General features: G+C 45.9%; 36 protein-coding genes. 6 read left to right on the top strand and 30 right to left on the bottom strand.

Features of this window, described 5'->3' with window-relative positions:
* From FIU99_RS26910 to FIU99_RS26900, 3 genes are read right to left on the bottom strand one after another with little or no spacing between them, the layout of a single operon-like run.
* A complete protein-coding gene (locus tag FIU99_RS26910; RefSeq protein ID WP_152473023.1) occupies nt 1-201 on the bottom strand; it encodes a hypothetical protein in 201 nt (66 codons plus the stop codon).
* On the bottom strand, nt 201-857 hold the full coding sequence (locus tag FIU99_RS26905) for a tyrosine-type recombinase/integrase (protein ID WP_152473021.1): 657 nt from the start codon (nt 855-857) through the stop codon (nt 201-203). Before FIU99_RS26905 ends, FIU99_RS26910 begins: the two co-directional genes overlap by 1 nt.
* Nucleotides 857-1309, bottom strand: coding sequence for a hypothetical protein (locus FIU99_RS26900; protein WP_152473019.1), 453 nt, complete (start codon nt 1307-1309; stop codon nt 857-859). The genes FIU99_RS26905 and FIU99_RS26900 overlap by 1 nt, the downstream gene beginning before the upstream one ends.
* Before the next feature lie 728 nt (nt 1310-2037).
* Here FIU99_RS26900 and FIU99_RS26895 point away from each other — a divergent pair.
* Together FIU99_RS26895 and FIU99_RS26890 are read left to right on the top strand one after the other, a co-directional pair.
* Nucleotides 2038-2226, top strand: coding sequence for a hypothetical protein (locus FIU99_RS26895; RefSeq protein ID WP_152473017.1), 189 nt, complete (start codon nt 2038-2040; stop codon nt 2224-2226).
* A 249-nt stretch (nt 2227-2475) separates the two neighbouring features.
* Nucleotides 2476-3354, top strand: a complete 879-nt coding sequence (locus tag FIU99_RS26890) for a hypothetical protein (RefSeq protein ID WP_152473015.1) — start codon at nt 2476-2478, stop codon at nt 3352-3354.
* Between the two features lie 281 nt (nt 3355-3635).
* On the opposite strand, the gene FIU99_RS26880 is transcribed toward FIU99_RS26890, so the two are convergent.
* Both FIU99_RS26880 and FIU99_RS26875 read right to left on the bottom strand, forming a co-directional pair.
* Nucleotides 3636-5132 carry a terminase gene (locus tag FIU99_RS26880; protein WP_152473013.1) on the bottom strand — a complete coding sequence of 499 codons (1497 nt, stop codon included), beginning with the start codon at nt 5130-5132 and terminating at the stop codon, nt 3636-3638.
* Nucleotides 5116-6519, bottom strand: a complete 1404-nt coding sequence (locus FIU99_RS26875) for a hypothetical protein (protein WP_152473011.1) — start codon at nt 6517-6519, stop codon at nt 5116-5118. The genes FIU99_RS26880 and FIU99_RS26875 overlap by 17 nt, the downstream gene beginning before the upstream one ends.
* Nucleotides 6520-6913: 394 nt before the next feature.
* Here FIU99_RS26875 and FIU99_RS26870 point away from each other — a divergent pair, with 394 nt between their 5' ends.
* Nucleotides 6914-7222: a hypothetical protein gene (locus FIU99_RS26870; RefSeq protein WP_152473010.1), complete on the top strand. Its 309-nt coding sequence runs from the start codon at nt 6914-6916 to the stop codon at nt 7220-7222.
* Nucleotides 7215-7712 (top strand): metal-dependent hydrolase, encoded by a 498-nt coding sequence (locus tag FIU99_RS26865; protein WP_172974106.1) that lies wholly within the window; start codon nt 7215-7217, stop codon nt 7710-7712. The genes FIU99_RS26870 and FIU99_RS26865 overlap by 8 nt, the downstream gene beginning before the upstream one ends.
* A gap of 487 nt (nt 7713-8199) precedes the next feature.
* Here FIU99_RS26865 and FIU99_RS26860 read toward each other — a convergent pair whose 3' ends face one another.
* The 20 genes from FIU99_RS26860 to FIU99_RS26765 all read right to left on the bottom strand — a co-directional run bounded on the left by FIU99_RS26860 (nt 8200) and on the right by FIU99_RS26765 (nt 18754).
* Nucleotides 8200-8658, bottom strand: coding sequence for a hypothetical protein (locus FIU99_RS26860; RefSeq protein ID WP_152473006.1), 459 nt, complete (start codon nt 8656-8658; stop codon nt 8200-8202).
* A 180-nt stretch (nt 8659-8838) separates the two neighbouring features.
* Entirely contained in the window at nt 8839-9060 is a 222-nt protein-coding gene (locus FIU99_RS26855; RefSeq protein ID WP_152473004.1) for a hypothetical protein, read from the bottom strand.
* A 10-nt stretch (nt 9061-9070) separates the two neighbouring features.
* Nucleotides 9071-9391, bottom strand: coding sequence for a hypothetical protein (locus tag FIU99_RS26850; RefSeq protein WP_152473002.1), 321 nt, complete (start codon nt 9389-9391; stop codon nt 9071-9073).
* 196 nt (nt 9392-9587) lie between these two features.
* Complete coding sequence (locus FIU99_RS26845; protein ID WP_152473000.1) at nt 9588-9932, bottom strand: hypothetical protein; 345 nt, start codon at nt 9930-9932, stop codon at nt 9588-9590.
* A complete protein-coding gene (locus FIU99_RS26840) occupies nt 9932-10378 on the bottom strand; it encodes a hypothetical protein (RefSeq protein ID WP_152472998.1) in 447 nt (148 codons plus the stop codon). The genes FIU99_RS26845 and FIU99_RS26840 overlap by 1 nt, the downstream gene beginning before the upstream one ends.
* A gap of 10 nt (nt 10379-10388) precedes the next feature.
* Nucleotides 10389-11018: a hypothetical protein gene (locus FIU99_RS26835; RefSeq protein WP_152472996.1), complete on the bottom strand. Its 630-nt coding sequence runs from the start codon at nt 11016-11018 to the stop codon at nt 10389-10391.
* Between the two features lie 283 nt (nt 11019-11301).
* A complete protein-coding gene (locus tag FIU99_RS26830) occupies nt 11302-11943 on the bottom strand; it encodes a DNA N-6-adenine-methyltransferase (RefSeq protein ID WP_172974105.1) in 642 nt (213 codons plus the stop codon).
* Nucleotides 11921-12178, bottom strand: coding sequence for a hypothetical protein (locus tag FIU99_RS26825; protein ID WP_152472992.1), 258 nt, complete (start codon nt 12176-12178; stop codon nt 11921-11923). Before FIU99_RS26825 ends, FIU99_RS26830 begins: the two co-directional genes overlap by 23 nt.
* The gene (locus FIU99_RS26820) at nt 12168-12461 is read right to left on the bottom strand and encodes an HU family DNA-binding protein (protein WP_172974104.1); all 294 of its coding nucleotides are present in this window, start codon (nt 12459-12461) and stop codon (nt 12168-12170) included. Before FIU99_RS26820 ends, FIU99_RS26825 begins: the two co-directional genes overlap by 11 nt.
* Entirely contained in the window at nt 12451-12798 is a 348-nt protein-coding gene (locus tag FIU99_RS26815) for an HU family DNA-binding protein (RefSeq protein ID WP_152472988.1), read from the bottom strand. The genes FIU99_RS26820 and FIU99_RS26815 overlap by 11 nt, the downstream gene beginning before the upstream one ends.
* Nucleotides 12765-13046, bottom strand: coding sequence for a hypothetical protein (locus FIU99_RS26810; RefSeq protein WP_152472986.1), 282 nt, complete (start codon nt 13044-13046; stop codon nt 12765-12767). Before FIU99_RS26810 ends, FIU99_RS26815 begins: the two co-directional genes overlap by 34 nt.
* 101 nt (nt 13047-13147) lie before the next feature.
* Nucleotides 13148-13834 (bottom strand): hypothetical protein, encoded by a 687-nt coding sequence (locus tag FIU99_RS26805; RefSeq protein ID WP_152472984.1) that lies wholly within the window; start codon nt 13832-13834, stop codon nt 13148-13150.
* A 44-nt stretch (nt 13835-13878) separates the two neighbouring features.
* The gene (locus FIU99_RS26800) at nt 13879-14565 is read right to left on the bottom strand and encodes a VRR-NUC domain-containing protein (protein WP_172974103.1); all 687 of its coding nucleotides are present in this window, start codon (nt 14563-14565) and stop codon (nt 13879-13881) included.
* A gap of 37 nt (nt 14566-14602) precedes the next feature.
* Entirely contained in the window at nt 14603-15187 is a 585-nt protein-coding gene (locus FIU99_RS26795) for a hypothetical protein (protein ID WP_152472980.1), read from the bottom strand.
* 11 nt (nt 15188-15198) lie between these two features.
* Entirely contained in the window at nt 15199-16569 is a 1371-nt protein-coding gene (locus FIU99_RS26790; RefSeq protein WP_152472978.1) for a hypothetical protein, read from the bottom strand.
* A 39-nt stretch (nt 16570-16608) separates the two neighbouring features.
* Complete coding sequence (locus tag FIU99_RS26785; RefSeq protein ID WP_152472976.1) at nt 16609-16914, bottom strand: hypothetical protein; 306 nt, start codon at nt 16912-16914, stop codon at nt 16609-16611.
* 3 nt (nt 16915-16917) lie between these two features.
* Nucleotides 16918-17439: a single-stranded DNA-binding protein gene (locus FIU99_RS26780; RefSeq protein WP_152472974.1), complete on the bottom strand. Its 522-nt coding sequence runs from the start codon at nt 17437-17439 to the stop codon at nt 16918-16920.
* Nucleotides 17439-18065: a 3'-5' exoribonuclease gene (locus tag FIU99_RS26775; protein ID WP_152472973.1), complete on the bottom strand. Its 627-nt coding sequence runs from the start codon at nt 18063-18065 to the stop codon at nt 17439-17441. Before FIU99_RS26775 ends, FIU99_RS26780 begins: the two co-directional genes overlap by 1 nt.
* Entirely contained in the window at nt 18055-18360 is a 306-nt protein-coding gene (locus FIU99_RS26770; RefSeq protein ID WP_152472971.1) for a helix-turn-helix domain-containing protein, read from the bottom strand. Before FIU99_RS26770 ends, FIU99_RS26775 begins: the two co-directional genes overlap by 11 nt.
* A complete protein-coding gene (locus FIU99_RS26765) occupies nt 18326-18754 on the bottom strand; it encodes a hypothetical protein (protein WP_152472969.1) in 429 nt (142 codons plus the stop codon). Before FIU99_RS26765 ends, FIU99_RS26770 begins: the two co-directional genes overlap by 35 nt.
* Nucleotides 18755-18897: 143 nt before the next feature.
* Here FIU99_RS26765 and FIU99_RS26760 point away from each other — a divergent pair, with 143 nt between their 5' ends.
* Nucleotides 18898-19134 carry a hypothetical protein gene (locus tag FIU99_RS26760; protein WP_152472967.1) on the top strand — a complete coding sequence of 79 codons (237 nt, stop codon included), beginning with the start codon at nt 18898-18900 and terminating at the stop codon, nt 19132-19134.
* Between the two features lie 120 nt (nt 19135-19254).
* Here the strand turns inward: FIU99_RS26760 and FIU99_RS26755 are convergent, their stop codons facing one another.
* From FIU99_RS26755 to FIU99_RS26745, 4 genes are all read right to left on the bottom strand, one after another.
* Complete coding sequence (locus FIU99_RS26755; RefSeq protein WP_152472966.1) at nt 19255-19500, bottom strand: hypothetical protein; 246 nt, start codon at nt 19498-19500, stop codon at nt 19255-19257.
* Entirely contained in the window at nt 19497-19649 is a 153-nt protein-coding gene (locus FIU99_RS27460; protein WP_154351845.1) for a hypothetical protein, read from the bottom strand. Before FIU99_RS27460 ends, FIU99_RS26755 begins: the two co-directional genes overlap by 4 nt.
* 67 nt (nt 19650-19716) lie before the next feature.
* A complete protein-coding gene (locus FIU99_RS26750; protein ID WP_152472964.1) occupies nt 19717-20010 on the bottom strand; it encodes a hypothetical protein in 294 nt (97 codons plus the stop codon).
* A complete protein-coding gene (locus FIU99_RS26745) occupies nt 20010-21155 on the bottom strand; it encodes a hypothetical protein (protein ID WP_152472962.1) in 1146 nt (381 codons plus the stop codon). Before FIU99_RS26745 ends, FIU99_RS26750 begins: the two co-directional genes overlap by 1 nt.
* Before the next feature lie 541 nt (nt 21156-21696).
* Between FIU99_RS26745 and FIU99_RS26740 the strand changes: the two genes are divergently transcribed.
* On the top strand, nt 21697-22047 hold the full coding sequence (locus FIU99_RS26740; protein ID WP_152472960.1) for a hypothetical protein: 351 nt from the start codon (nt 21697-21699) through the stop codon (nt 22045-22047).
* A gap of 74 nt (nt 22048-22121) precedes the next feature.
* On the opposite strand, the gene FIU99_RS26735 is transcribed toward FIU99_RS26740, so the two are convergent.
* Entirely contained in the window at nt 22122-23090 is a 969-nt protein-coding gene (locus FIU99_RS26735; RefSeq protein WP_152472957.1) for a head processing protein, read from the bottom strand.
* Between the last annotated feature and the right edge of the window lies 1 nt (nt 23091).

The following is a 23091-nucleotide window of genomic DNA, read 5'->3' as shown; positions in this document are numbered from 1 at the left end:
CTAACAACCCAAGTTAACGCTTTTCAGCGCTTCGTAAGAGCAACCAAAAACACCTCGAATCGCTTTCTTGCTGAACCCAGCAGCCAATAGACGTTGAACGTCTTTCTTTTGGCTGGTGGTAAGGTCCACGTAGCTCGCCTCTCTCTGGCGTAGCTTGAACTCGTTCTTGCGTAGATTTAGGGAAAATAGGGAGCGGTTCATTATTGATTATCCTCTGTTAGCTCACCGGCCAAAGGCAATGAAATGCCTATTACAAACTTACTTGTCTCATCATCAAAGGTCGCAATATAGCGGTCGGTGATAGCTACGGAGCTATGGCCTAACGCCTCTTTCAAGTGCTTCATATCAGCGCCGTTCTTGCGGAGCATCATTGCAAATGTTTTGCGTAGAGAGTGAGTAGAAAGCTGGTAAGGCAGCTGGAGAGTGGTTGCAATCTCTTTCAACACACGGTTGATGTACTGACGCGTGATTGGTCGGCCAACTTTGGCGTGATGGTGTGTAGATTGGAACATGAGTTTGTGCTTACCGTTAACGTGGTGGATCTGTTTAATCAGATCGGCCAGTTCTTCGTTAATGGTAATAGTTAGTTGGCTCGCCTGTTTGGCGGCCTTTTCTGACATTGGATTTTTCACGCGGTTAGTGCGCATGCGGTAGCCTTTCGACTGGACCACAGTAAATGACGACTTCACAACGCCATTAATCATGACTTGCGGGAACGTGATTGCGCCAACGTCACAGTTACGCAAACCGGTACGGACTTCGAACTCTAACATCATAGAGATTAGCGGGTTCTTTTGATCCATCATGCTCAAGATGGTCTGTAGTTCCTGCATATTGCGAACAGGTAATGATGCCATTAGATAAACTCCACTTTGTCTAATGTAGTGCTAATAAGTTTCTGGTTCTGGATAGCTTCAACTCTCACCTTTCCAGCCACCATGTTTACGCCAACGTAAAACGCGTATTCGCCATCGACCAGCATTATGTCGTGATAGACAGGTAGCACGCCCAATTCATTAATCAATGCTCTTAAAGCGCTGGTGGATTGGTCCATGCACGTTAACTGATGAATGGCAAAGCGCAGCTGGTCGCGAATCTTTACCGGTTTACCTTGAAGTGCTTTACTCACCGTCCCTTGGACAGTCGAACGGCCATAGAACAGGGAGATTAATTGTGCCGCTTGGCTCTGGCCGCCACATTCAATAATCAACTCATGGAGCGATTCTGTAGCCAGCCTGAGATAATCATCCCCTATCCTCTGCCTTGCTAGAGCACGACGGTTAGCCGCCTCCAGTAAGTCTATAGTCATATTGCTGATTCCATTTCCGATTGTTTTGTTTGTTTGTTCGGAATGAATAATATGCTATCAGTGTGTGAACTGGCAAGAGTTTCGGAACTAAAACCGTCAATCACTTCAAGGGCCGTTCAACAAATTACAGCCAAAAGGTAAACCTGCTTTTTATTTCATTTGTACCAAGATCACAAAAATGACACGAAATAAGAAAAAGTGCTTTTGTATTAATATGTTTACAAAATGCGTAAATATATTGTTACGCGATGCTGTAGCACGGGCCTATATGTGGTCGATCCACCGACCAGACAAAATTGACCCATATTCCAACGGAATACCTCATTTTTGACCCGTTAACAGCACTAATAGGCTTGAAAATACCTTTTCCTTATTTTTCAATCACTTAACCGGAAACTGAACAGGAATTTACTATGATTTGACAGTATATTTAGTTTCCGTTCTAGGTAGAACGGAAACTAAAACACACTTTTCTTGATTTTCCAAGTAGAACAGCCCTAGAATGCCGCCTTAGCGTTACTTGTTACATCGTCACGTTTAGAAAGCGATACGTGAAAGATATAATTGCACAGCAAACGAGTGCGCTAACCAATTTTATCAATTTGAGGGGATTTACAAATTTCAGTGACTCTATTGCAAACGGTTACTGAGACAAATAATAATAACCGCGCTTTCAATGGTGGTTCTAGTCACATTATGGATACCACCCAAATAAATAGGCTGGATAAATGACTAAAAACATAAGGCTTAATGAGTTGCTACCAGCTGATGTGTTAGATCGCATCTTGGAGCAGCACGATTACCAAACAAATGGATTGACACAGGCTTGCTGGCTTTATCTATGGAACGAACACAAGGAGCATGCCCTACACTTTTCGCTGGACGCAATCACTGAGCATATCCAGCTTTCTCTTTAGTAAAACCTTTGCACATTTGCCGCTTTCATAGCGGCATTTTTATATCCCTTATTTCATTTTTGAGATCCCCCACGACATAACCGAAACAAATACTCAAGTATTAGTTAAAGATTATTCTTTCGGAATATTCAATTCCGAACAAAAAGCAAGTATCCTTATAGAACAAAGGTAATTAAGACTTTAAACGTTACTTTTCTGTCATGAAAACTAACCTTTAAAAATACCTTTGACCATGACTGGAGTTTATAAATGCAAAATGAAAAGACGACACCTCCAGCGATCGATATAGACACGCTTAATGGCCTGTTGGCGGCAAAGCAAATTGCTGACGATAGGTTGAAAAAAGCCTTGCTACATCGCGCTACTTTTACGGAGGATCTACAGCAAAAAGATGAAAATGGCGAAACACTGCAACGAATAGTATGTATAGCCAAACGCGGGAATACGACAACCCGCCTAATCAACTACATAGATGATGTTAAGAAAGCCAATAAGGAACTCTTAGAGAGAGCGCCGCAATACTTCGATTCTAGCTCACTAATCTTTAGAGAACCGACCATCATTTATGACGCGAGAAAGATAACACTGACGATAAACAAAACAGCAAGCACACGCACCGTTACAGGAAAGCAGATCGCTAAAATGGTAAGGGCGAGGATGAGGAACATTGAATCTCAACTCCGATACGACCTACCAGAAGAAGAAAGAAGCCGACTTGAAGATCTAATCGTTAATGGTCAAGTTGAGCTGGACTACTACGACAACAACCCTGATAAGAAGTTTAAGCGCCGTTCATTTGAGCATCGTGATGTGATCGCGATATGCCGTCACCGCGACCCAGCGAACCCGTCAAGAACACTACCAGCGGCCAAGACGCATGTTAACTCCGGCGGTTTGATTATCATTAGACACCGTTCATGTTTAGATTCGGATATTAATATCATTGATAACACTGGCGCTGATTCTCGCTCTATCTACGATGAGGTTGTACCGCTACAAACCATCCTAGATATAAAGGCCCAAATCTATGACGATGCAGAACTAGAACTCGTTAGAGAAGCCCGTAAGAAGTTAAAGAGCGATAACATTAACAAACCCCGTTCGCAGTTCGACGGTTTAGTTAACTAAATAATAAATATAAAACACTAACAAAGTGTTTAAGAGTGATACGAAACGCGTGGCATTTTTAGTATGCGCTAATGCCAGAAAGAATGTGATTAAGGTGCAATACGGCGGCATCGTATTGCGTTGCTCACACCTTAGCAGGGCGTTATATCACCATGTAATAACTTGAAAAAATAAATGCCCGTTCCTGTTGGTTCGGGCATTTATTTGCCTGTTGGTTTTTTAATTATTATTCATCATAAAAACCATTCTTTACCTTTTCTCTTAAAAGTTGTCACCAACGATTAAGCATCATCACTATCTAGCGCCTCTTTCACCCATTGTTCCATTGCACTATGTTGCTCAAGCATATCGGTTGTGATTTCCATTTCATGCGGTATGTAGTCCACCAGCTGAGAGAAACAGAACGTATCCCAGCGGTCCGGTGATGCGATGTTCAGTTTCTCTTTCATCATCGGCTTAGGCATCATCACCCACTGGCCCACTTCGTTGATAGCACAAGGTATCTTACTGCCCTGTTCGGCGGTTTTGATGTTCCTGTCTATCTGCATACGGCCTTGGTTGATAGCATCACGACTCATTACGTTTGCATAGGCGCGTTGGTTAAAGAATCTTTGCTTATCGCTGGTGGAGTGCATTTTCTTACCCCACCTGATGCGCTGGACACGATGGCCGTAACGCTCAAGACAAGTGGCCGTGTCATAACCCACGCCGTCACTATCGACCGCGATTGTTATGTTTGGGTACAGCTCATTGCGACACTCTGCATGGATAATGTCAGCGAACCGGACCGGATCAACCGTGCTTGGCTGCTCCAGCAACTTAACGCACTTAACGACCCGCTCCATTCGTTGACCCCATACCTTACAGATATTGAGTATGGATCTGTCTCGACCATTACCAACGTCCACAAGGGCCACCCAGCCCCAACCATCGGGCATTTCAAGATCGAGCTTGGCTGCACGGTCCAACGCATCACGGCCAAGTAACATACCGGCCACGGTTGCGGGGAACTCACCACGTACTTTAATGAGGTATTCGGGCGACTCACGGCCACCATATTGCAAGCGCTTGGATAGAATGAATTTGACCGTTACCCACGGTGATTCTTCCGAGTTAAGCTTAATGGCTCGCCATTCACCGCGAGGCTCACATAATGAGTGGTGCGTATCATAGAAGAAACCAGCCGGTCTAGTTGGCTGCGATAGCAATAGAATGCGGTTATCTGTCTCTGTCAGTGCACCAGTAAGGACACCAAACGCTTTATCACTAACACCTGATGCCTCATCCACAATGATAAACAAGTGGCGAGCGTGCTCCCCCGCAAGTGCTTCCTCGTTACCAATACGGCACGACTTCGCGCTGGTTTGCCATATACCTTTCTTGGAGTTTTCAAAAAAGGCCGTCTCTGTCAGTGTGAAATACTTATCAAGCCACGGCTTGCGTTTAATGATCTCGGTCCAGTTATCCTTTAAGTATTTCCAGACACCAATCTGGACCTGTCTTGCGTTGTTCGCCACCAACACAACACGGGCCTTTGGAAAGGTCAGCATGTAACAAAGGATCATGATACTGGTCATATCTGACTTACCAGTACCGTGACCACTACTAACAGAAGTGTGCGAGCCTATACGCTGCGCACTATCAATGATTTGTCTCTGTTGCCAGCTTGGCTTTTTCCCTACCAACTCAACGGCCAGCTTGGCCCAATTGAATCGATAGCGTTTTACAAAGGCTTTATATCGAGCATCTTGTGTGATGCTCTTAATCTTTCTCGCCACCTAAGACCTCGAAGCTATCTATATCGTCAAAGCCAGCGACCGTCTCATCGAGATCGTCGTAGGCTTGTTGCTTCGTGGCTTCTTTTTGGATTTCTACGGGGGATAGGTTTTGTTCTTGGTTGACACCGTTCTCGGCATCTTCCGCTAGTTGAATGGCCGTTGCGACTTCCTCGCGACGATCATCAATCCAGCTTTGTTGCTGCTCTGGCTCTACTTCGTAATCATCAAATAGGGCATCCAGTTCGCTATCGTCTACGCCATCATCATCAATCTCTGGCTCAATATTGGCGATCTCAACTTTCATTTCATGCAATAGAGCTGGTGGCGGTACTGCACCCAACGCCTCGATGTTTTGACACGTCTCTAAAGCGGTCCAGTTATTGCGCGTTCTTAGCTCAGTCATTTGCATGATGATGCGTTGCTGCTCTGCCGGTAATACATGAGGCATCAATAGTTCAGCTTGTTCTTGCTTACGTAGGTCGATATAGCGCTTGTTCTCGGCCTTGGTAAATTGGGTAATGCTCATTTCCAGTTCGCGTAAGCGTGGCGCATAGCCATACATCAATCGATCTATGGCCTTGTCTATGTCCAGTTCTTCGTCACCATCCATAAGCGGCTCACCGGTTACTTTCATTTCATGTAAACGGTTGATGCGGTCATGAATGTTGCCTTGCATGGTGATGTAGTTTGCACGGGCCAAAAGCAATTCATTGTTGATAGAGAGAGGATCTATCTCAGAAAGAATGTTGAGCAATTCATTAGTGAGTCCAGCTGCACCCATATAGCCGCCATGAATCACCGGTCGGCCTACCTTGGAACTATGCTGCGGTTCGGTTAGGTCCGTTTGCTCACTACTGCGATTTTTCGCACCAGAATTTTCCCTTTTTTTCGCGATCTCATTTAATCGCACCTCTGCTCGCGCTTTCCTCCCCGCCGCGCTCGGTATTGTTTCACCTGTCTTTTTTGATTTTTTGTCGTTCGCAACTAGCGAATATTTCGCTTTTTGTTCGTCATAAAGATCAAACAACTGATCAAATTCGGGTAATTCGCGCATGCCCTTAAACTGGCGGCGCAATGTCGCATTGTTCACGCCTTTTTCGTCGGCATACTCAACCATTGAAAGAGTCGGATTCTGCGTAGCACGCACCAAAAACTCTTTTAAAAGCGCATGCCAATCATGGCGCGTTCCTTTGCTTTTTCTTGCGCTCGATGCTGAATCAATCTTTGAACTAACCTTGGCCTTTGCTGCTTTCTTGCTGATGTAACGCTTGGCCGTGCCGTAGTTCAAACCGACCTCATCACAATACTCTGCCACCTTGAGCTTTGGGTTTTCCTCTAACCGCTTCGCATACTCTCGTTGGTGGTGTTCGTAGTCGATTTTAGCCACTAACCACACTCCACATTTTAAAACTCGTTCGGAATGATAGCGGCTAACCAATGACCCAAACAAGCCACCAATACGCACTATTTAACGGCGATATTCGCACTATAGAGCGCAAAGTAATCATTTCACTAATGCGACATTAAACATATTTACAGCTCAAAAAATCGGTGTATGATTTCCATCGTCGCCAGCGAGTAACGCTGTGGATTTCTTTTAACATTGATTTGACACGATATGTTACCCACACCCCCGCTGGCGACTTCCTACCCCGTACCCAAACAAACGCTGAATGATAAGGAAGATCACCTTGAATCCAGCGAACCTAAATAAATTTCGACAACTAACCAAAGGCAAAAGACGACAAGCGAGTTACCGCCAAAGACAAAAGGAAAAGGGAATGTTACCGCTACAAGTGCGCATCTCTCTTTATGCGCATGACAAGGCTTACAAGATGGCTTTGGAGTCTGGAGTTACACTGACCAAGTTCTACGAACTGGCAATCAACCACACGGACCTAAACTGCTTACCGGTGATGCACCGAGAAGTATGCGAGGGCGACCTAATAGGTACGCGACCTATCAGCCCTTGGCTAGAGCCTGACACCATTACGCAGTTCAATGAGATTAGTAAGAAGTACCGCAACCAAACGGTCGCAATGAGCGCTATCGTTAACGCGTACTGTGATTTTTTAGATACAAGTGAATAAGGTCGGCCATACCTACGGTGCTATCCTGTTCGCACCGCTACCAGCTATCCAGCTGCTCGATGTTAGCCCGATACACTCGGCCATTGCGGCCTTGGCTTGTATAAGTTGTGGCAACTTACCGGATAGGCTGGAGTTTGGCACAATCCCGCATAGGACCATCACACATACCCTTTCTATTTGGCTCGCTATCGCGATATACGGCTACTTGCTCGCCGCATCTAAAGCCATCATACCTATTGGACCATTAACGGCCACCAGCTCGATTATAGGAGCGATTCTGTGCGGCTGTGGTGCTGGTGGAGTGTCACACTGGTTAGGTGATGTATTCAACAAACAAGCCGTACCGGTATTTACTCCGTTCGACACGTTCGCGCTATACCTGTTCAAGAGTGGAAGCCACCAGCGCTTTACCTGTGGTTTTATTTCTCTGGTAGCATGGTTTTTTGTGCTTCTCTTACGGGAGTTGTCATTCCGAACAATCCTCAATTAAACCAAACCAAAAAAAAGAGCCAACCGGTTAAGGTTAGCTCTTTGATATTAGGAATCTAAATATTGGGATTATCAGCGTTCGGAATCTCGACCAGCGCTACAACTGGTGCGTCTAGAGAGAATTGGCGGTGGAGCATGGGTATCTCAACCGCCTTTCCTGACCAGATTAACAGGTTGTCTACATCCGACAAGCCGTATAATACCTAATTTTGAGACAAAAAAAACCCCTAGCCCGAAAAAGTAAGCTAGGGGAAATGAAATTGAAGTTCTAAAGAATCTACCCTTTGATTATACATACTAAGAAACGACACTAAAGCTTTCTTTTGCTGGTGGACGCTTTCGACTGTAAACGTATTTCACAAATCATCTTATCAAGCGCCCTACTCACTGCACTGTAGCGTTTCTCAAACTCTTTCTTAGTCATATTGGGACTTAGACTATCGAAGATACGATCATACTTTCTGGCCCAAAAGCCTCGCCCTATACCCTTAGCCATCGATGGCCTCGAATCGAGCTTGCAAGGCAATGATCTCACTCTCTGAATCTTTAATCCCTAAGCGCAGATCCTTAATGTGTTGCTTGGTTGCCTTAATGAACTGTCGTTTGCGCCCTATGGTGAACGCTAACAGCTCTTTTAGACTTAACGGCCATTCGTACCCACTTGATAGAAAAATCTCTCTAGCATCGCGTATAGCTGCATTGCTGTAGCTGTATTCGCATTCTTCCCAACGGGTAGGACAATCTAAGCTCGCCTTGTCTTTGGACAGTATAAGCTTGCATGCCTCTTGACGGCATCGAGGGCAATACCAGTCCAGCGTTAAGTCTATCTCTTTGAACGGGCCATCATAGGGTTCTAGGCTACACACTGGAATCCAACACTCTGCACCTCTAGCTAAGTTCTTCTCGTACTCTGCTTGAGAGAATGCGTCTCTAACTACTTTCGCCACCAGCTGCCCTAACCTTGTTAAGTAGCTCTGACACGTTCCCACGTTCAAAAGTGAGGGCCATTAGTATCATGACTAAATCGCTAGCATTGACGATACATGTTTCATCGTCCCTTACATCGATGAGCGCTGCATGGCTTAATCTGCTAAAGGCCGCCTTACATTGATCGCTATCTGTGATGATCATGCTTCCGTCTCCACTACCTTGAATTGCCCCGCCGCTCTAAACATGCCTACCACGATTACACCGGTCTTTGTTTTATCATTGTATCTAAAGCCAATATCCTCGCTCATTAGTGCACCGCGTGATTTGACGGCCTTGTATAGCGAGTCGTGGTCCAGTTCTTCAAGTTCAGAAGTCCAGCTCATGTTATTGCCACCGACTTCGATAAATTCTACTTTCATGTTTGTTCCCTTATGACTTGATGATGCGAGTCATTTTGTTGCAATGCTCGCACTTACAACGGTTCATGTTCACGGCCTTGGTTGTTTTCCGGTAGACCTCTGAATAATTCCCGTATAGACGATTGTGTTTTTCTGCGATCCGGTTGAGTACCCACATAGGACTAAGTTTCTGGTTACAGTCTTTGCACCAAACGGTATCTGTTGCTTGGTCTATGGATAGCCTTACATGCTGGCATTCGTCATGCCGTGGCGTTTGCCGGTTCTCGATGAATACTTGCTTAGGTGGAGTCTCTAGGTCCGTTCTAAGCTCAATGACGTTTGATTCATCCATTACCGCTTGCCATTGTATGAACGGATAAGCGAGATAAAGGCCAGCGCGTAAAGGCAATAAAAGCCGGTTAGTACCGTGGCCCTAGCTGTTGCTTGGTTCATGAATCCGCAAATCTCGGCTATTGGTGGCACGATGAATAACAAACAGGCCACCAGCACGAACACGGCAAAGATTCGTTTAAATAACATCGCTATCCCTACCGTTTAATTGAGCCGCTAACCGTGTTTACTGAGCCGCCTATCTGACGACTTCTCACATCACCTGATATTGTCTTTACGTTGCCAGTAATACTCTGGCATTCCACATCACCGGAGGTTGTTGTAACGCTGCCTATGTCGTTCGCTACCACATCACCGCTAATCGTCTGGAGCGATTCAACGTTACCGTCTACTTTGACTTGAATATCGCCTACCAGCTCACCGGCTTGCTCTACGCCATCAACAATCACCTTGTCACCAATGATGCAAATGCTACGGCCAGTGAAAGAACGGCCATCAATCGAGACTGACCCATTTTGCATAGTTACATTCATTCGTTTCATTACGCTTCGACTCCATCAATGATCTTTAACGCGATTCTGGCTGCGGCCAATTGTGCGGCTTGTCTGTCTTGAATGCGGCCAAGCTCTAATTGACGGTGATAGTTATCTAAGCTCACTAATACGGCCTGATAGTACCCACCGACTGACTGCCAAACCTTTAATGCTCGGCCCTTAATGGTTGCCTCAAACACCAGCCAGTTAATGTCGTCTTTCATTAGGCGTTCGGTCCAAGTGAGAGAGGTTGCAATAGCTAGGTGCTCGTCTCTTATGACCAGTTCGGAGGCTTTCATTTCGCCCAGCTGGCAAAGCAAGCGAATGCGCTCAACGTCTATTTCTGGATGAGAGGCAAGGATCGTCAAAGCGTTGCTCATATCGCTATCAGCAAGTTGTTCGAGCTGTTGTGTGTTCAGTTCTTCGATCGTCATTTTGCTTGTGAATAACGTCATGGTGATGGCCCTAATTGAATAGTTTGACGATACGCTGGCGCATGCGTTGGCCTAGCGTCTTATGGTCTACTGGTGATTCGCCATTGCTTCCCACCAAAGAACGGGATTGAGGCTCTTGCTTGCCAGCATGGCCGGTAATCTTTGGTGCGTTATCGATAGGTAGGTGATGGAACTCTAAGCGCTTGCGTAGCTTAGTGTTGATGTTCTTGGCAATGGTTAGCTCTAATGTCAGGTCTTTGATTTCGCGCTCGGTGTATAGGCGCTCTTGTGGTCTGACTTTCATGTGCGCGGCCAAGTCCTCGGTCGCCAGCGTATCGCTAACCCACATATTATCTTTGCGGAATAGCAACACGCGTTCGCCTATCTTGTCAGTGGCACAAAACCACCACTCGCCGTTTAGCGGGAACTTGCGAGGCTTAGGCGGCTTCACTTTTGGTAAGCGCACGTACTTAATCACGCGGATATCATTGATTAGAGAAACATCCTCGATTTCAGCGGCGCTGGCGCATAGTGGCGGTAGCTGCGGCTTGAGTGGTAGTTTCTCGTTGATTTGGGAGTGAACATCCGTAATTCGATGCTGTACGCCGCGACAAGTGAACGTGACTATAAGGACGTGTCGAGGTGCATAGTTGAATAGCATATTCCTGTTCTCTTTGTTCTTGTAAACAAAAAGGCCACCCCCTTTCGAGAATGGCCTTTGGTCTTAAAATTGGGAGCTAGTGTCTCAATGTGTTTGTAACTTGATAGGTTGTACCCCGCGTCCTTGCGAGTAACCGATAGAACACCTGCTCTTTGCTCTATCAGTATGGCCGTGATTCTAGGCTCATTCCGAACAACTATCAAGTAAATTAAGTTTTAATTAACTCCACATCGTTACTTTGTGACGACAATAACACGTAAACGATTATTGACATTTCAACGCCTTATGCGGCTAATTGCTCTGTGATTATTTGCGCTATTTCTGCGTCTTTGTACTTATGACGAATAATGCGCTGTCGTGGTAACACGATGCACTTGCGGGTAAAGACTACCAGTACACTGCCAAAGTTAACGCCGTGCTTCTTGGTTTCCCCGTCAGCCTCATAGAACGGGTATCGACCGTTAGGCTCTAGAACAAGCTTGGCGTATGGCTCGACGTAATCTATCCACCAGCCAGACAAAGGCTCATAAGGTAAGAGCATGATGCCATCATAGCCCTTAAACATTTCTTCGACGGCCTTTTGAATAAACTCTTGCTTGAGGTCGAACGGTGGATTGCACCACCAGCCATCTTCCCACTCACACTGCAAGCCATCGAACCCAACGCATTTAGGGTTTAGCAATCGGGCCATTTCGTGCTTTGGCTTCAATAGGTCATAGCTGCCGCTTGGATGGTCATTGATCCACTCTGGCGGTAACAGGTATCGGTTTACTTTGGCCGTTTGCGGTTCGGCGGCCACATCAATCACTATCTTTTTGTTGGTAAGCAATTCGAAGTGCATACGGGCATCGAGAAAGCACGGCCATTGAGTCGCCCACTTGTTCTTGACCCCCTCAACGGTCTTACTTTGAACTAATATCGCCACTGCGAATGCCTCTTGGTAGGTACAGGCCATCATCAACGGCCTTTAGGTAAGCTGCTCGCTCAATCTCAACGGCTACAGACTGTTGTTGTATCTTAGGAAGTACCACCACCCCATAGAAGTAATACACGCCAAAGCTCAACATGATCGCTGCTTGGATAGCAACGGCGGCGGCCAATAGTCTGAGGCTGCCGATTAGGACCGATAAGGTCCAGTCATTCTTAATCTTAATGCTCATGGATTTTCACCATTTCTTTGAACGGTGAAAACACTATGTAGTGCTCGATGTTTGAGCCAAGTTCTTCGCCGGTTTGAGGATTGCGACTGATACGGGAACGCGTAGAACGACGGAAACGGCCAAAGTTGTTAATGGTCAGCTCGTTACCCTTTGCCAGTTCGTCTAAAAGGATAGAAAACAATGAATCTGTCGTAAGTCGTATCGTGTCGGGATGTTCATCAGTTAGCAACTCACCTACACGTTTTGCGATCAGTTCTTCTAGTTCTGGTCGATTAATTCTCACGGTTTGCCGCCTCCAATTTGTCGAAATGACGGACACGGGCCGCTAACGCATAACGGAACGGTCTTGCAGCTGAAAACGCTAGTAGTTCTCTTGGCTTCACCAATGCTGGCTCATTGGTCTTTGGATTCTGAGCCATGCGGCTATTCTTCAACTTGCAAGAAAACACACCAATACGCGTGATACCTACGGTGTTTCCTTTAACCATTACTTGCTCTCTGATTTCATCAAAGAACGCGTCAACAACTGCCTTGCAGACTTGCTTTGTCCCTCGTTTTCTATCAAATAGGCGTTCATGAATCATATCTACGACTTTTGTTCTGGTAATATCTTCAGACACTCCAAATCCTCTTTCATCTGCTTGAGTGTTAGGCCGTGCTGGTGGCCGTATGCTACTAGCGCATCCAATATCAATTCTTCCCTACTGGAACACTTCGTAATGATTTGTAATTGCTTGACTAGCTCACGTTGCGTTTCACTTGCTCGGAAATAGATCCGCTTAATGCCAAACTTAGCGAGCTTTTTAGCGTGCCGTTTGCCCCGTTCGGTACTGCTCAACGGTGGCACTTTTCGTTTTCTATCAGTCATTACAGCATTATAAACTCATTCCGAACAACTTTTGCAATTAACACATAAAAAAATACCGCCGTAAAAGGCGGTATTTTATGAAGATATGAAGTGACGATGTATTAGGCCCGTTTCAGCCCTGACAAATGGCCTTGCTGATTGGCCGGAACACTTAACGGCTTCTTGAGTGACTTCGCTCTGGTTGCAATCTCGAAAAGATAATCTTCCCAACCAAGCAAATTGAGGTCACGCCAACGGCTTACTGGCTGGCCGTCTCTGGTCATAAATATGTAAGTCGTCTTAGCTTTACCAGCTGGGATAGCTTCACCTCGACCACTGCCCTTTAACACTTCAAAAATGCTACGGGCCTCAATCAAACGAACTTGCAAACCGTATTGCGAAGCGATGGCCTTAACCATGCTCGAATTGACGCGCATCTGATCTGTAAAAATCTTAGTGGTAAGGATCTCTCTACGGCTTGTTTTTACATGCTCTGTCCACTCAAAGATTACACAACGAACGTGAGGTGTTCGGATATTTCGTTTCACTTTAAGCAAGCCACTATCCCAAAGCATGCGAATGATTCGGAAGTTAACTTTTTCTCTTGGTGCAATGGTGTTACCCACGCCCTCGTATTCGCAAACATAGCCGCCAGTCAACCACTTATAGGCTTGACCGCTACCAAATTCATGCGCCGGTGCGTAACTTAAAATCAGATCATCCTTGTACAGATAATCACATAGAAAGTTACGTACCGTTTTTGTCGGATTGAGCAAACTAAGATCCAGCGGCGGTTGCTCCGCTGTCATAAATTCCTCTGCCACCATCATAATTTTTTCTACCCTGCGAGCCTCTATGCTGCCAGTGTAGTTTTGTTATCGAATGATGGCAATGCAAAGTATTGCGTAAGTTGAGCCATGCACGCATCATAACCCTTTGCTATCACTACGTAGTAGCCCATCTGCCGGTATAGTTCGGCCTTGCTTTTCTGGTCCTTGCTGGCCGTCCCTTTTTCCGTTTTCACCTCTAAGAACATGCCGTGATATATGCCTTTGGGAATAGGTATAAACACGTCTGGCGTGCCTTTTTTCTGGCCCTCATAGCTTATGAGACTAGCCGAACGCTTGGACCGGTGGCCGCCATTAGGTACAGCAAAAGCAAACTCGTACTCATCCGGATAATCAACCTCTAACGTGTAGAAGATTCGAACTTGCAACCAGTGTTCGGCTAACTTGGTATCGTTTAGCTCGCTTGGTTTCTTAATGCCTTGGGCAATGCGTGTTTTATGTGGTGATACCAGCTCGACACGCTTCTTGCTGGTGGCCGAACGGGCCACCTCTGAATCACGCTCAAGAATCCGGATCGCCCATGCTGGGATCTCGTTGGTATCCACCAGCGCAACGTTTATTGTCGCTGGTGCTGGTGGCTGTATCTCACGACTCACACTGCGGTTAATTTCGGCTAGTGGATCGCAAATATTGAAGTCACCACCATGACCGGCCTTAACGCCCCGCTTTTTCCAGTTCTTGCGCTTCTCCATCTGGTTTCCGAGAAACGCCAAATCAAATCTTGGTCCTTTAGCCATTGCATCCACCTATACCAAGTGCAAGGGCCATTGTGGCCGAAAGGTTAGGCCGGACCATTTCGCCGGTTTTAATTGGCTTTGGTTTTGGTTCAACCACTTTCAACTTGTTAGGCTTTGACTCGCTTCTGGCTTGCAGCTGGCGTGAACGCTTCATGCTGTCCAGTGCATCTTCTATCGAGCCGTCACAGCGTCTTATGTGGTTGTACAACGTGCTCAATGATACGTTGAGCGATTTAGCTATGGCCGGTGCGCCTTTAATGCCATTCCATACGTACTTATGCTCACCATTCTTTGAACGATAGTCCTTGTTCTGCACGGCTTCTTCTATCGAGTAACCAGCGGCCAAACGACACTTAACCGTCTCCATACTCACGCCGTTTTTCTTAGCCTTGATTGAGACTTCTTTTGGTAACTTGTTCTTACATGACATAGAGAGGCCAAGCTTGTAGCCTCGGTTAGAAACTTGTCGGTAAGTGCGGCCAAGGCGCTTTGCAATTTCCTTAGCCGTAATTTTTCCGGCCAGCTGTTTTATTACTTCATCTTCACTTGGAGTAAACGGAACTGAACCCTTACACACGATGCTATCCCCTATTTACGTTTCTTACGGTCACGCTTAGGCTTGCCAACTTTAGGCTTGGCGCTGGTATTGCTTGTTCTTAGCTTGTAGGCGGTATCAAAGCGCTTGTTAATGCGCTCGATAAGTGACTGGCTCTTAGGTGCTAACGCTTTTGCTCGCTCAATATTGGTTAGCGCACGCATTAGCTCATGTTCTGGTACATAGTCATTCAGACGACGACAAATCTCAGCTAGGCTAGCGGTCGTGTTCCACTGGATATCAAGCACGTTTGCGTAGGCCACCAGCTTTCTAGCGCGTTCTGTAGCGTTTAGTACAGATTGTTCCATTTCCTTAATTGGAAGCTGTTTAGCGCCAGCTTTAAAGCTTTCCCAAAGGTGCTCTGGTAGCCTTACTGATTCGTGAACGTCAGCCGAGAAACAAACATCGCCTTGCTTGTCAAAGTAAGCGGTATGGCCGCATCCGGTTTCTGTATTCACCAAGAATAAAATGCCAAAGTTGGTATCCGGTGCTGGCATCCCCTCGGCTAAATCGAGCATACCGGAACGGGCCAAGAAGAACGCTTGCCAGCCAGCCTCACCCCAAACTTGTTTCATGTTATGTAGTTCGCGGATCTGTTCTAGGTATAGAGCGTCATTGCGTAACGTTACGTTTTCACCGCTCACGATAGCGGAATACCCGATCAGCTCATCCAAGTGGTGCATAACTGAATGGTAATTGCGGTCAGCGTTACGCACGCCCTCTTCCATTGACTCGATTTGATTGGTTTGAGTAGCAACAAGCTCACTTAGCAGCTCTATATGAGCCTCGCTTTCATTAGCCTTTTTGGTTAGCTTGCCAACGGTATCAGACAGTTCCCTATTCTTACCGGACGACTCTTTGAGCTTGGCTTCTAAATCATTTTTGCTTTGCTCCAGCTGGTCCAGTTCGACCGTGGACACGGTATGATTACTAAGGGCCGCTTTCACTTTGTTCTCGATGAGTCTTGGCACTCCAGCCAGCTCGTCTTGAGCGTGTTTAAGATCCGTCTTGGTCTTATTGTTCTCTGCCGTCAATGCGGTCAGCTTGTCTTGTAACGCTACCTTTTCTTGCTCTGCTGAATTAGCGCGTTCGTCTGATTTATTGCGCATACTGCGCATTGTTTCTACTGCTGCAAACTGTCTATCTCTATCGGCTTGCAATGCTAGGAACTTGCTCTCAAGTTCCTGATACTTTTGTTGTAATTCCTCAGTGGCCGCACCATTTAAACGCTCTAACTTGCGCTGTAAATCTTCAATCATAAACTGTTGAAACTTTACTAGCTCAATCTCAAATTCTTGTATTTTGAATGGTCCTTGGTTCGGAATGCACCACGGAAGATCTACGACGAAAACATCAGTGCTCATGTTCTAAATAATCTCAATTGGGGAAATAGGAAAAGTGGATTAGGCTACGTTTGCGTAATGCTCTAAGCGCTCGTCTAAATCATCTAGCCAGACTAGGATCTCGCCGTTCTTGTGAACGTAATCTAGACCGCTTTCTAAGATAACCTCGGCTACATCCTTTGACTTAATGCCAACCTCTGCGGCAATAGTACGGTTGCTAAAGTAAAACGCACTGGCTGAATCGGTGAAGTCTCTCTCACCGCCTAAATCATTGCTCATTTCACGTAGCGTTCGATTGGTCATGCGGCGCAAAACAATCACTAGATCATCATGGCCGTTTAACACTTGTTGATTTGGTTTCGCCATACCTTACCCCATGCAATGTACTAAAGCTGGGTGCTGTAAGCCGATTGGAGCGAACGGTATATCGTCGTCAAAGTCCATTGGCGGCTCATTGTATTGCTGTTGTGGCGGTTGATGGCGGCCACCAGATTGCTGCTGTTGCTGTTGTGGTGCTTGGTTGTTTGTACCACCTTGAGCACGGCCACCAAGCATCTGCATAACACCATTGAAGCCTTGAACAACAACTCCAGTTGAATATTGGTCTTTGCCTGATTGGTCTTGCCATTTACGCGTTTGCAATTGGCCCTCAACATAGACTTGTGAGCCTTTGCGTAGGTACTCACCGGCTACCTCTGCCAGCTTGCCGAACAGGGAAACTCGATGCCATTCCGTTTTTTCACGCATTTGACCCGATGCTTTATCGCGCCATGTTTCCGAGGTGGCGATCGTGATAGTCGCGACCGCACCGCCGTTTGGTAGGTATCGAATTTCCGGATCTGCTCCGAGATTACCTACCAAGATAACTTTGTTAATGCCTCTGCTTGCCATTAATTGTTGCCTTGTAAAAGTTCACGTTGTCTAGCTTGCAAGGCCACCAGTACCGAAGTATCAAAGGCGGCATCATGCAATGAATTGTGGGGAATAAAGTTGGTTGGTTGTGCTTCATCTTCGAGGTAGCCGTTAATTTGTAGCGCTAGCTCATCGATGGCCGTGCGAATGCAGCGGAAACGGTTATAACGTTTGATTGGTGACTTAACACCAGTCACTTTGAATAGGTTCTTGATAATGTCGCCATCAAAGTCGTAACCACGGCAATAGATCGCTGCACCGTTCTTGTCGATTGGCTCTAACCAGTTAAGCAAGTGGTCAGCAATGCGCTTCATCGCATCTTCCACGGACACATCATGCTCGCTTGGCTCAAGTACCCAACGTGCTTCTGGTCCTTGTTGCTCCCACCATTCCCAAGTTCCTTGATCTTCAACTAGGCCAAGTTCTTCCTGACCAGCTAAACGAAATTTGATGTACAAGCTAGACTCACGTTTGCGAAGCTCATCAAACGTTGCGAGTTCGCCACGGTTGAACGGCACTAAACCAAAACTCAATACCTTACAGTCGGTGTCTGTTGATAACGACTCAAAATCAATTGTTGCTGCGTTGTATTTTTTAACGATCATTTGCTACTGCCCTATCTCGGATTTTGATTGCATCCCCAAAGAATAACCATCCCTCTGATTCACCGCTATAAAGTGCGACAAGTTCTAGCGTTTTAACTTTGGGTTCTGCTTCGCCTTTTTCCAATTTAGTTAGCGTCTGCGGCGATACTCCAATCAAAGCGGCGAATACTTCAATGGCGCTACCAGTAAGCTTTCTAGCTTGCTTAATGCGGATACCGCGAGCTTTTCGATACTCAGCGGATTGAATTTCCGCTGCTAACTTAGTCTTTTCGGTTTGAGTCTTTGTAAAAGTCATCTATTGTCGCCGCTTGGCGCTCTTGTTCGGTTGTGGTGGCGTAGAGTAGAGCTTTCCGGTTCTCAAGTACGTCATTCTTAGCCCACTCCATACACAACCGCTGCCATTTGATGATCGCGATTGGATTTGATAGGTCGTAAGTAGTACCGAAACAAGCATCACACTCATATTTAACAAACAGCGGCTTTACCCAACCTCGCCCCTTGCAATGCTCACAAGGCTTTGGCTTGTCGTTTAAAGTTACTTCCGCGTCTGCACATCGAGCGATCACGTCCTTGGATTCATCATCCAGTTCTACATCAAAGTGATCGAGTATCGAGCTGTTCGCTGCGTCCCTTTCGCGCTGTCTAGCCGCTAGGTGCTGCCTTTTGCTCTCTGTTACCTCGTCACACATTATAACATCCATTCCGAACAAATAATTTATATGCAGTATTACCCAACATCGTAAAAATTGCAAAAACTATTGTAGTGTTTGATTGTTTTGGTGTAGATTACCGCTTGAGCAAACAAACAAACCCACAATTTGAGGACAGCATAATGTCGGATTGCAAAACTAAAACCGTACACGATAAATTTCAGAATGATGTAAAGGCGTTTCAAGAAACACAAACCAACTCAGTTGTAGACGTGATGGTTTACCGCTATGTACAAAGCGGAAATACCAGCCTAGAAAGTATCAGTAAGCGCTTTAAAATGACAAGTTCACGACTTTTAGCCGCAATTAGTGACAAGTTATTTAAGGTGGACGGCGACAATATCAGCCTGTCGAATTAAGAACATTTCAAACTAGAAAGCCTCCAAGATTGGAGGCTTTTTTTATACTCTTGGAACAGCAAAAAACCAGCAATTAACCGTTGTTATATCTCGCGAAGTATCAACGAACCAAACACAATATTACACATTCGGAATGGAATGCTCACTTTCCGAAACTGCAACTTTCACTTTTGAGGCATCAATCAAAACCGAATCTGTCGCGTTTAGCATTTTGCCAGAAATGATTATTTCGTCAGTTGGCCGTAGCTCCGCAAGCAATGAAAAAGCAGCCTCGCCACCAGCTTGCGCGATCACTGTCCCTTGATACTCAAACAGGCCAAATTCATCATGACCCTTGATGCTCACCAGTTCGCCGCGCTTCATCATGCCATCCCCCAGCTGACCATGAGCTTTTCAACAACCAGATACCATGACCAGAACGGTATTACGCACGCAATGGTACTTACAACGCCCTTAGCGAGCACAAACCCCGCTAACCAAGCAACTACAGCCAAGAGTCTTACTACCTCTCTCATTGGCCCTCTCCTTTCGCTCAAGTGATACCGGCACAAAGGCCGTCAATCTATCCATACCTTGAACCTATCAAGTACATTTTTCACATCGGCATAGCTCCCAATGGTTCGGGAACAAAGGATCTAGTTGAGTGAACCACTCATCATGTTCTTGGCACTTAAACAGCTCCCAACTCACCAAGTCATAATCTCTCATCCACTGGCGAACATGATCGGGGATTGTCGGTCCATTCAAGATAATCTCTTTCATGTACTCAAGATCCTCTTTGAGACTCGCGATCTTGGTATGGGCCTTATCCAGTTCGCCTTTCAAGCGCTGGCGTTCCATCAGATAGGCCATAGCTCTTTTGGGCGTAATGTCCATTACTCACCCCACGTATTGCTAATGCGCTCGAATACGTTGCGGCCACTGGCGATCTCTCTTGTTTGCTTACGGCCAGAGCCAAACACCTCGCTGAATGCGTCACGGAATGGCGCTGGCTCGTTGAGAATGGCTTGTTCTCGCTCGATGCGGATCGCTGCTGCCCGTTTTACCTCACTGTCCGTTAGGTTACGCACGCGAGCAATACCGGTGGCTTTGTCTATCACGATCTCACTGTAACCACGCTCAACAAAGGTAGTCTCCCAATAGCGCAACTCATTGTTGGCCGCTTCGATTGCTTCTTGGTCCGTCATATCACCGACCTTGTAAGTAGCGATCGTCACATCACGTAACCACTTATTGCGGTGATGCTCTTTAGCAATGATGTGGTTTAGGAACTTGGTAAAGCTTGGTGCTAGTGGGTAGCCGTGTTGGTTATGCAGTTCGATAAGTCTTTTAGCGCCTGATGCTGTAATAGGCTTGTCTGAATGCTTGCTGTTGCGAGCTGCTTCTTGCAGAGACTTAACCTCGTCTGCGTCAGCTCCAAATGACTTAATCAAAAAATCATCATAAGAAAGACGGCGTGAGCCATTATTTTTATTTTTTCTCTCTTTAGAGAGATCATTTGATCTTTTTACGCCGTTTTGATGATCCGCATTGCCAGCAAAACCCTTGTCATTACAAGGCTCATCGATGTTATCCACTCCAGACCGCCCGATCGGCTTATTTTGGCGATTAAGAAACTTATTAGCTGCTTGGCGAGCGTAATTGACCACTCCAGCGAACATGCTCTTTAGGCCGTTGATGTTTAGCTCTATGTAGCGTTGGCGTTGGCCGGTCTGTTGGTTGTAGAAGTATTGGCGATTGATCACACCAGCTTCCTCGGCGTTGCCAAGTAGTGTGCTTAGTGTTCTTTCTGCAATAGGACGGCAACCGTAGCGAGTACAGGTTTCGTTGTAGACATTGATTAGGCGTGTTGATGAGGCATAGCAGAACGCGCCATGTTTTAAAATGTGGACCGATACAGTCTCAGCAAGGCAAGCGATTTTGCGAAGTCTAAGCGGTAACGATTGTCTGATATTTCTAGATTGTGATCTAAATCCCGATTTTAAATAGCGGGGATTCAGCAAAATAGGTGCATCTTGCATATTTTTTGTCCAAAAAAAGGGCGCAAGTGTTTGCCACCGATCTCTTTGAACGTTATAATTAAACCGTTGTCACCAAACAACCTACGGTTTTACGTATTTACGTTCGCAAAGAAGTGGTTCTTGCAAAACAAATTGTAGTGAGACTAACTAGCTGTAACTGGTTACTCTCTTGAGATTTATAAGGCTCTCAACCTTTTAATTCTCTATGACATAACGGCTTGTCCCTTGTGTCTCGCGCTTAAAGTTTCTCAGGCTTTAAGCTCATTTTCCGAGGAAAAGCTCATCGCGCCAACGATGGGCTTTTTCTTTATCTGTCTGTCGGAAAAGACACGCTGTCTGGTTCGAAAACAAAAGTGACAGATAAACATGATCCATTATTGATCGTATCTTGCTGACCAACAAGATCTTTTGATCAAGCACTTCAATCCCCTCACTTAGAAAGTGAGGCGGCAATATTACCAAATCTAGAGCTTTTTTGTAGTGGTTTTCTTATAATTCCATTCCGAACCAATTTTGATTCTGTTGATAAGTGTGTGTATATATGATTCCGAACAACTCGATTCAAGCTCAGATTGAAAACAATGTAAGCCTTATAAAACAAGAGCTTAAACGCAAACAGTATCCAAGTAAAAACGCTCCTGTACTAAATACAGAACTGTTAATAACAATTTGCGGCTGTACCTTTAAAGTATTGCGCCAAGAAAAGCGTTCACTGGTATTAGTTGCAGATGAAAAGGTCAATTTTGAACGTGGCATTAACATTTTACGATCAATTTCGTACATTGCTGGTGCGCGTTCGAGCGTGAGCATTATGGACTATGACTGGCGCCCAACTCGCTACAAAGGTAATAAACTGTACTTGCGTCCTGTCGCGCCTACTATCATGAAATAGGCCGAACACAAGATCATAAAGAACGGGCGCGATTATGCGCCCGTCTCTATTTTCTCGCTTAACTAATTAAGGATCTATTTTGGGAATTTTAGTGACGGAGATCCGAAATTTACGGCGTGTTGCATTAGGCCGCGATCTGGTCTAGCGGCTTGCTTGCTAATCTTGGCCGCTTCAAACATCGCGGTAGGTAGCGTTTGGCCTTGCTTGTTACCAATGGATTCAAAGAATGCCTTAACTGTTTGAAGCGCTTCGGGCGTGTTGAGATTAGTGAACGCGTGGCGTTGTGCGTCAGTCATATACACTGGTAAAGCTTCTACGGCCTCAAGCAACATATCAGTAGATTGCGTTTGGCTATCTACTTGTTGGCGTAGCTCGTCGTTGATGCTTTCTAGGTACATGATCTGGTTTTCTAGGTCCACCGTGTTATCGACATACATAGCGTGATTCATTGAATCAAGAATGCTCTGTGCTTCGTTCGCATCAAAACCGTTACCTTGTAGCGACTCTAGGAACATGGCATCACTACCCGCGTTTTCCATCATCATGGCCGGATGGTCCAGTGATAGGAAGTTCGGATGCTTCACGTAGTCCATACCATGATAGCTGTTGGTGATACTCGCGTTTGGCGTGTCTCGGCCACCAGTCGCCCAGCTCCAGCCACCAGCACCCGATTCCCACAATGAAAGCGCGATACGGCCCGTCTCAGTATCAAAAAATTCTTCCTCATGCTCGACAATGCCATCGTCGCTACATGAGATAGAAATAGTGCGGTTTGATGGCACGTTCTCGACAACAACCGGTCGGCCATTAATCATGATCACTTCGGTTTCACCAAGCTCAAGCTTTTTAGCTCGTTGGCGTGGCTGGTGGCCGTAATAGCCGTATGCCTCACCTACTCGTAGTAGCTCTTGAGTTTGGGCGCTCTGGATCATCTTTTGCACCGCTTGGACAATGTATTTACGTTTGTTAGCGCCAATCTTACGACCGTCATTAAACAGGCTAAAACGGTCTTTTACGCGCTTCAAAGTTTTCAATTTACGCATT

This window comes from Vibrio sp. THAF64 (assembly GCF_009363455.1).
GTDB classification, from domain to species: domain Bacteria; phylum Pseudomonadota; class Gammaproteobacteria; order Enterobacterales; family Vibrionaceae; genus Vibrio; species Vibrio coralliilyticus.
The sequence above is the reverse complement of the archived record's forward strand: the minus strand, read 5'-3'. Positions and strand labels throughout refer to the sequence as shown.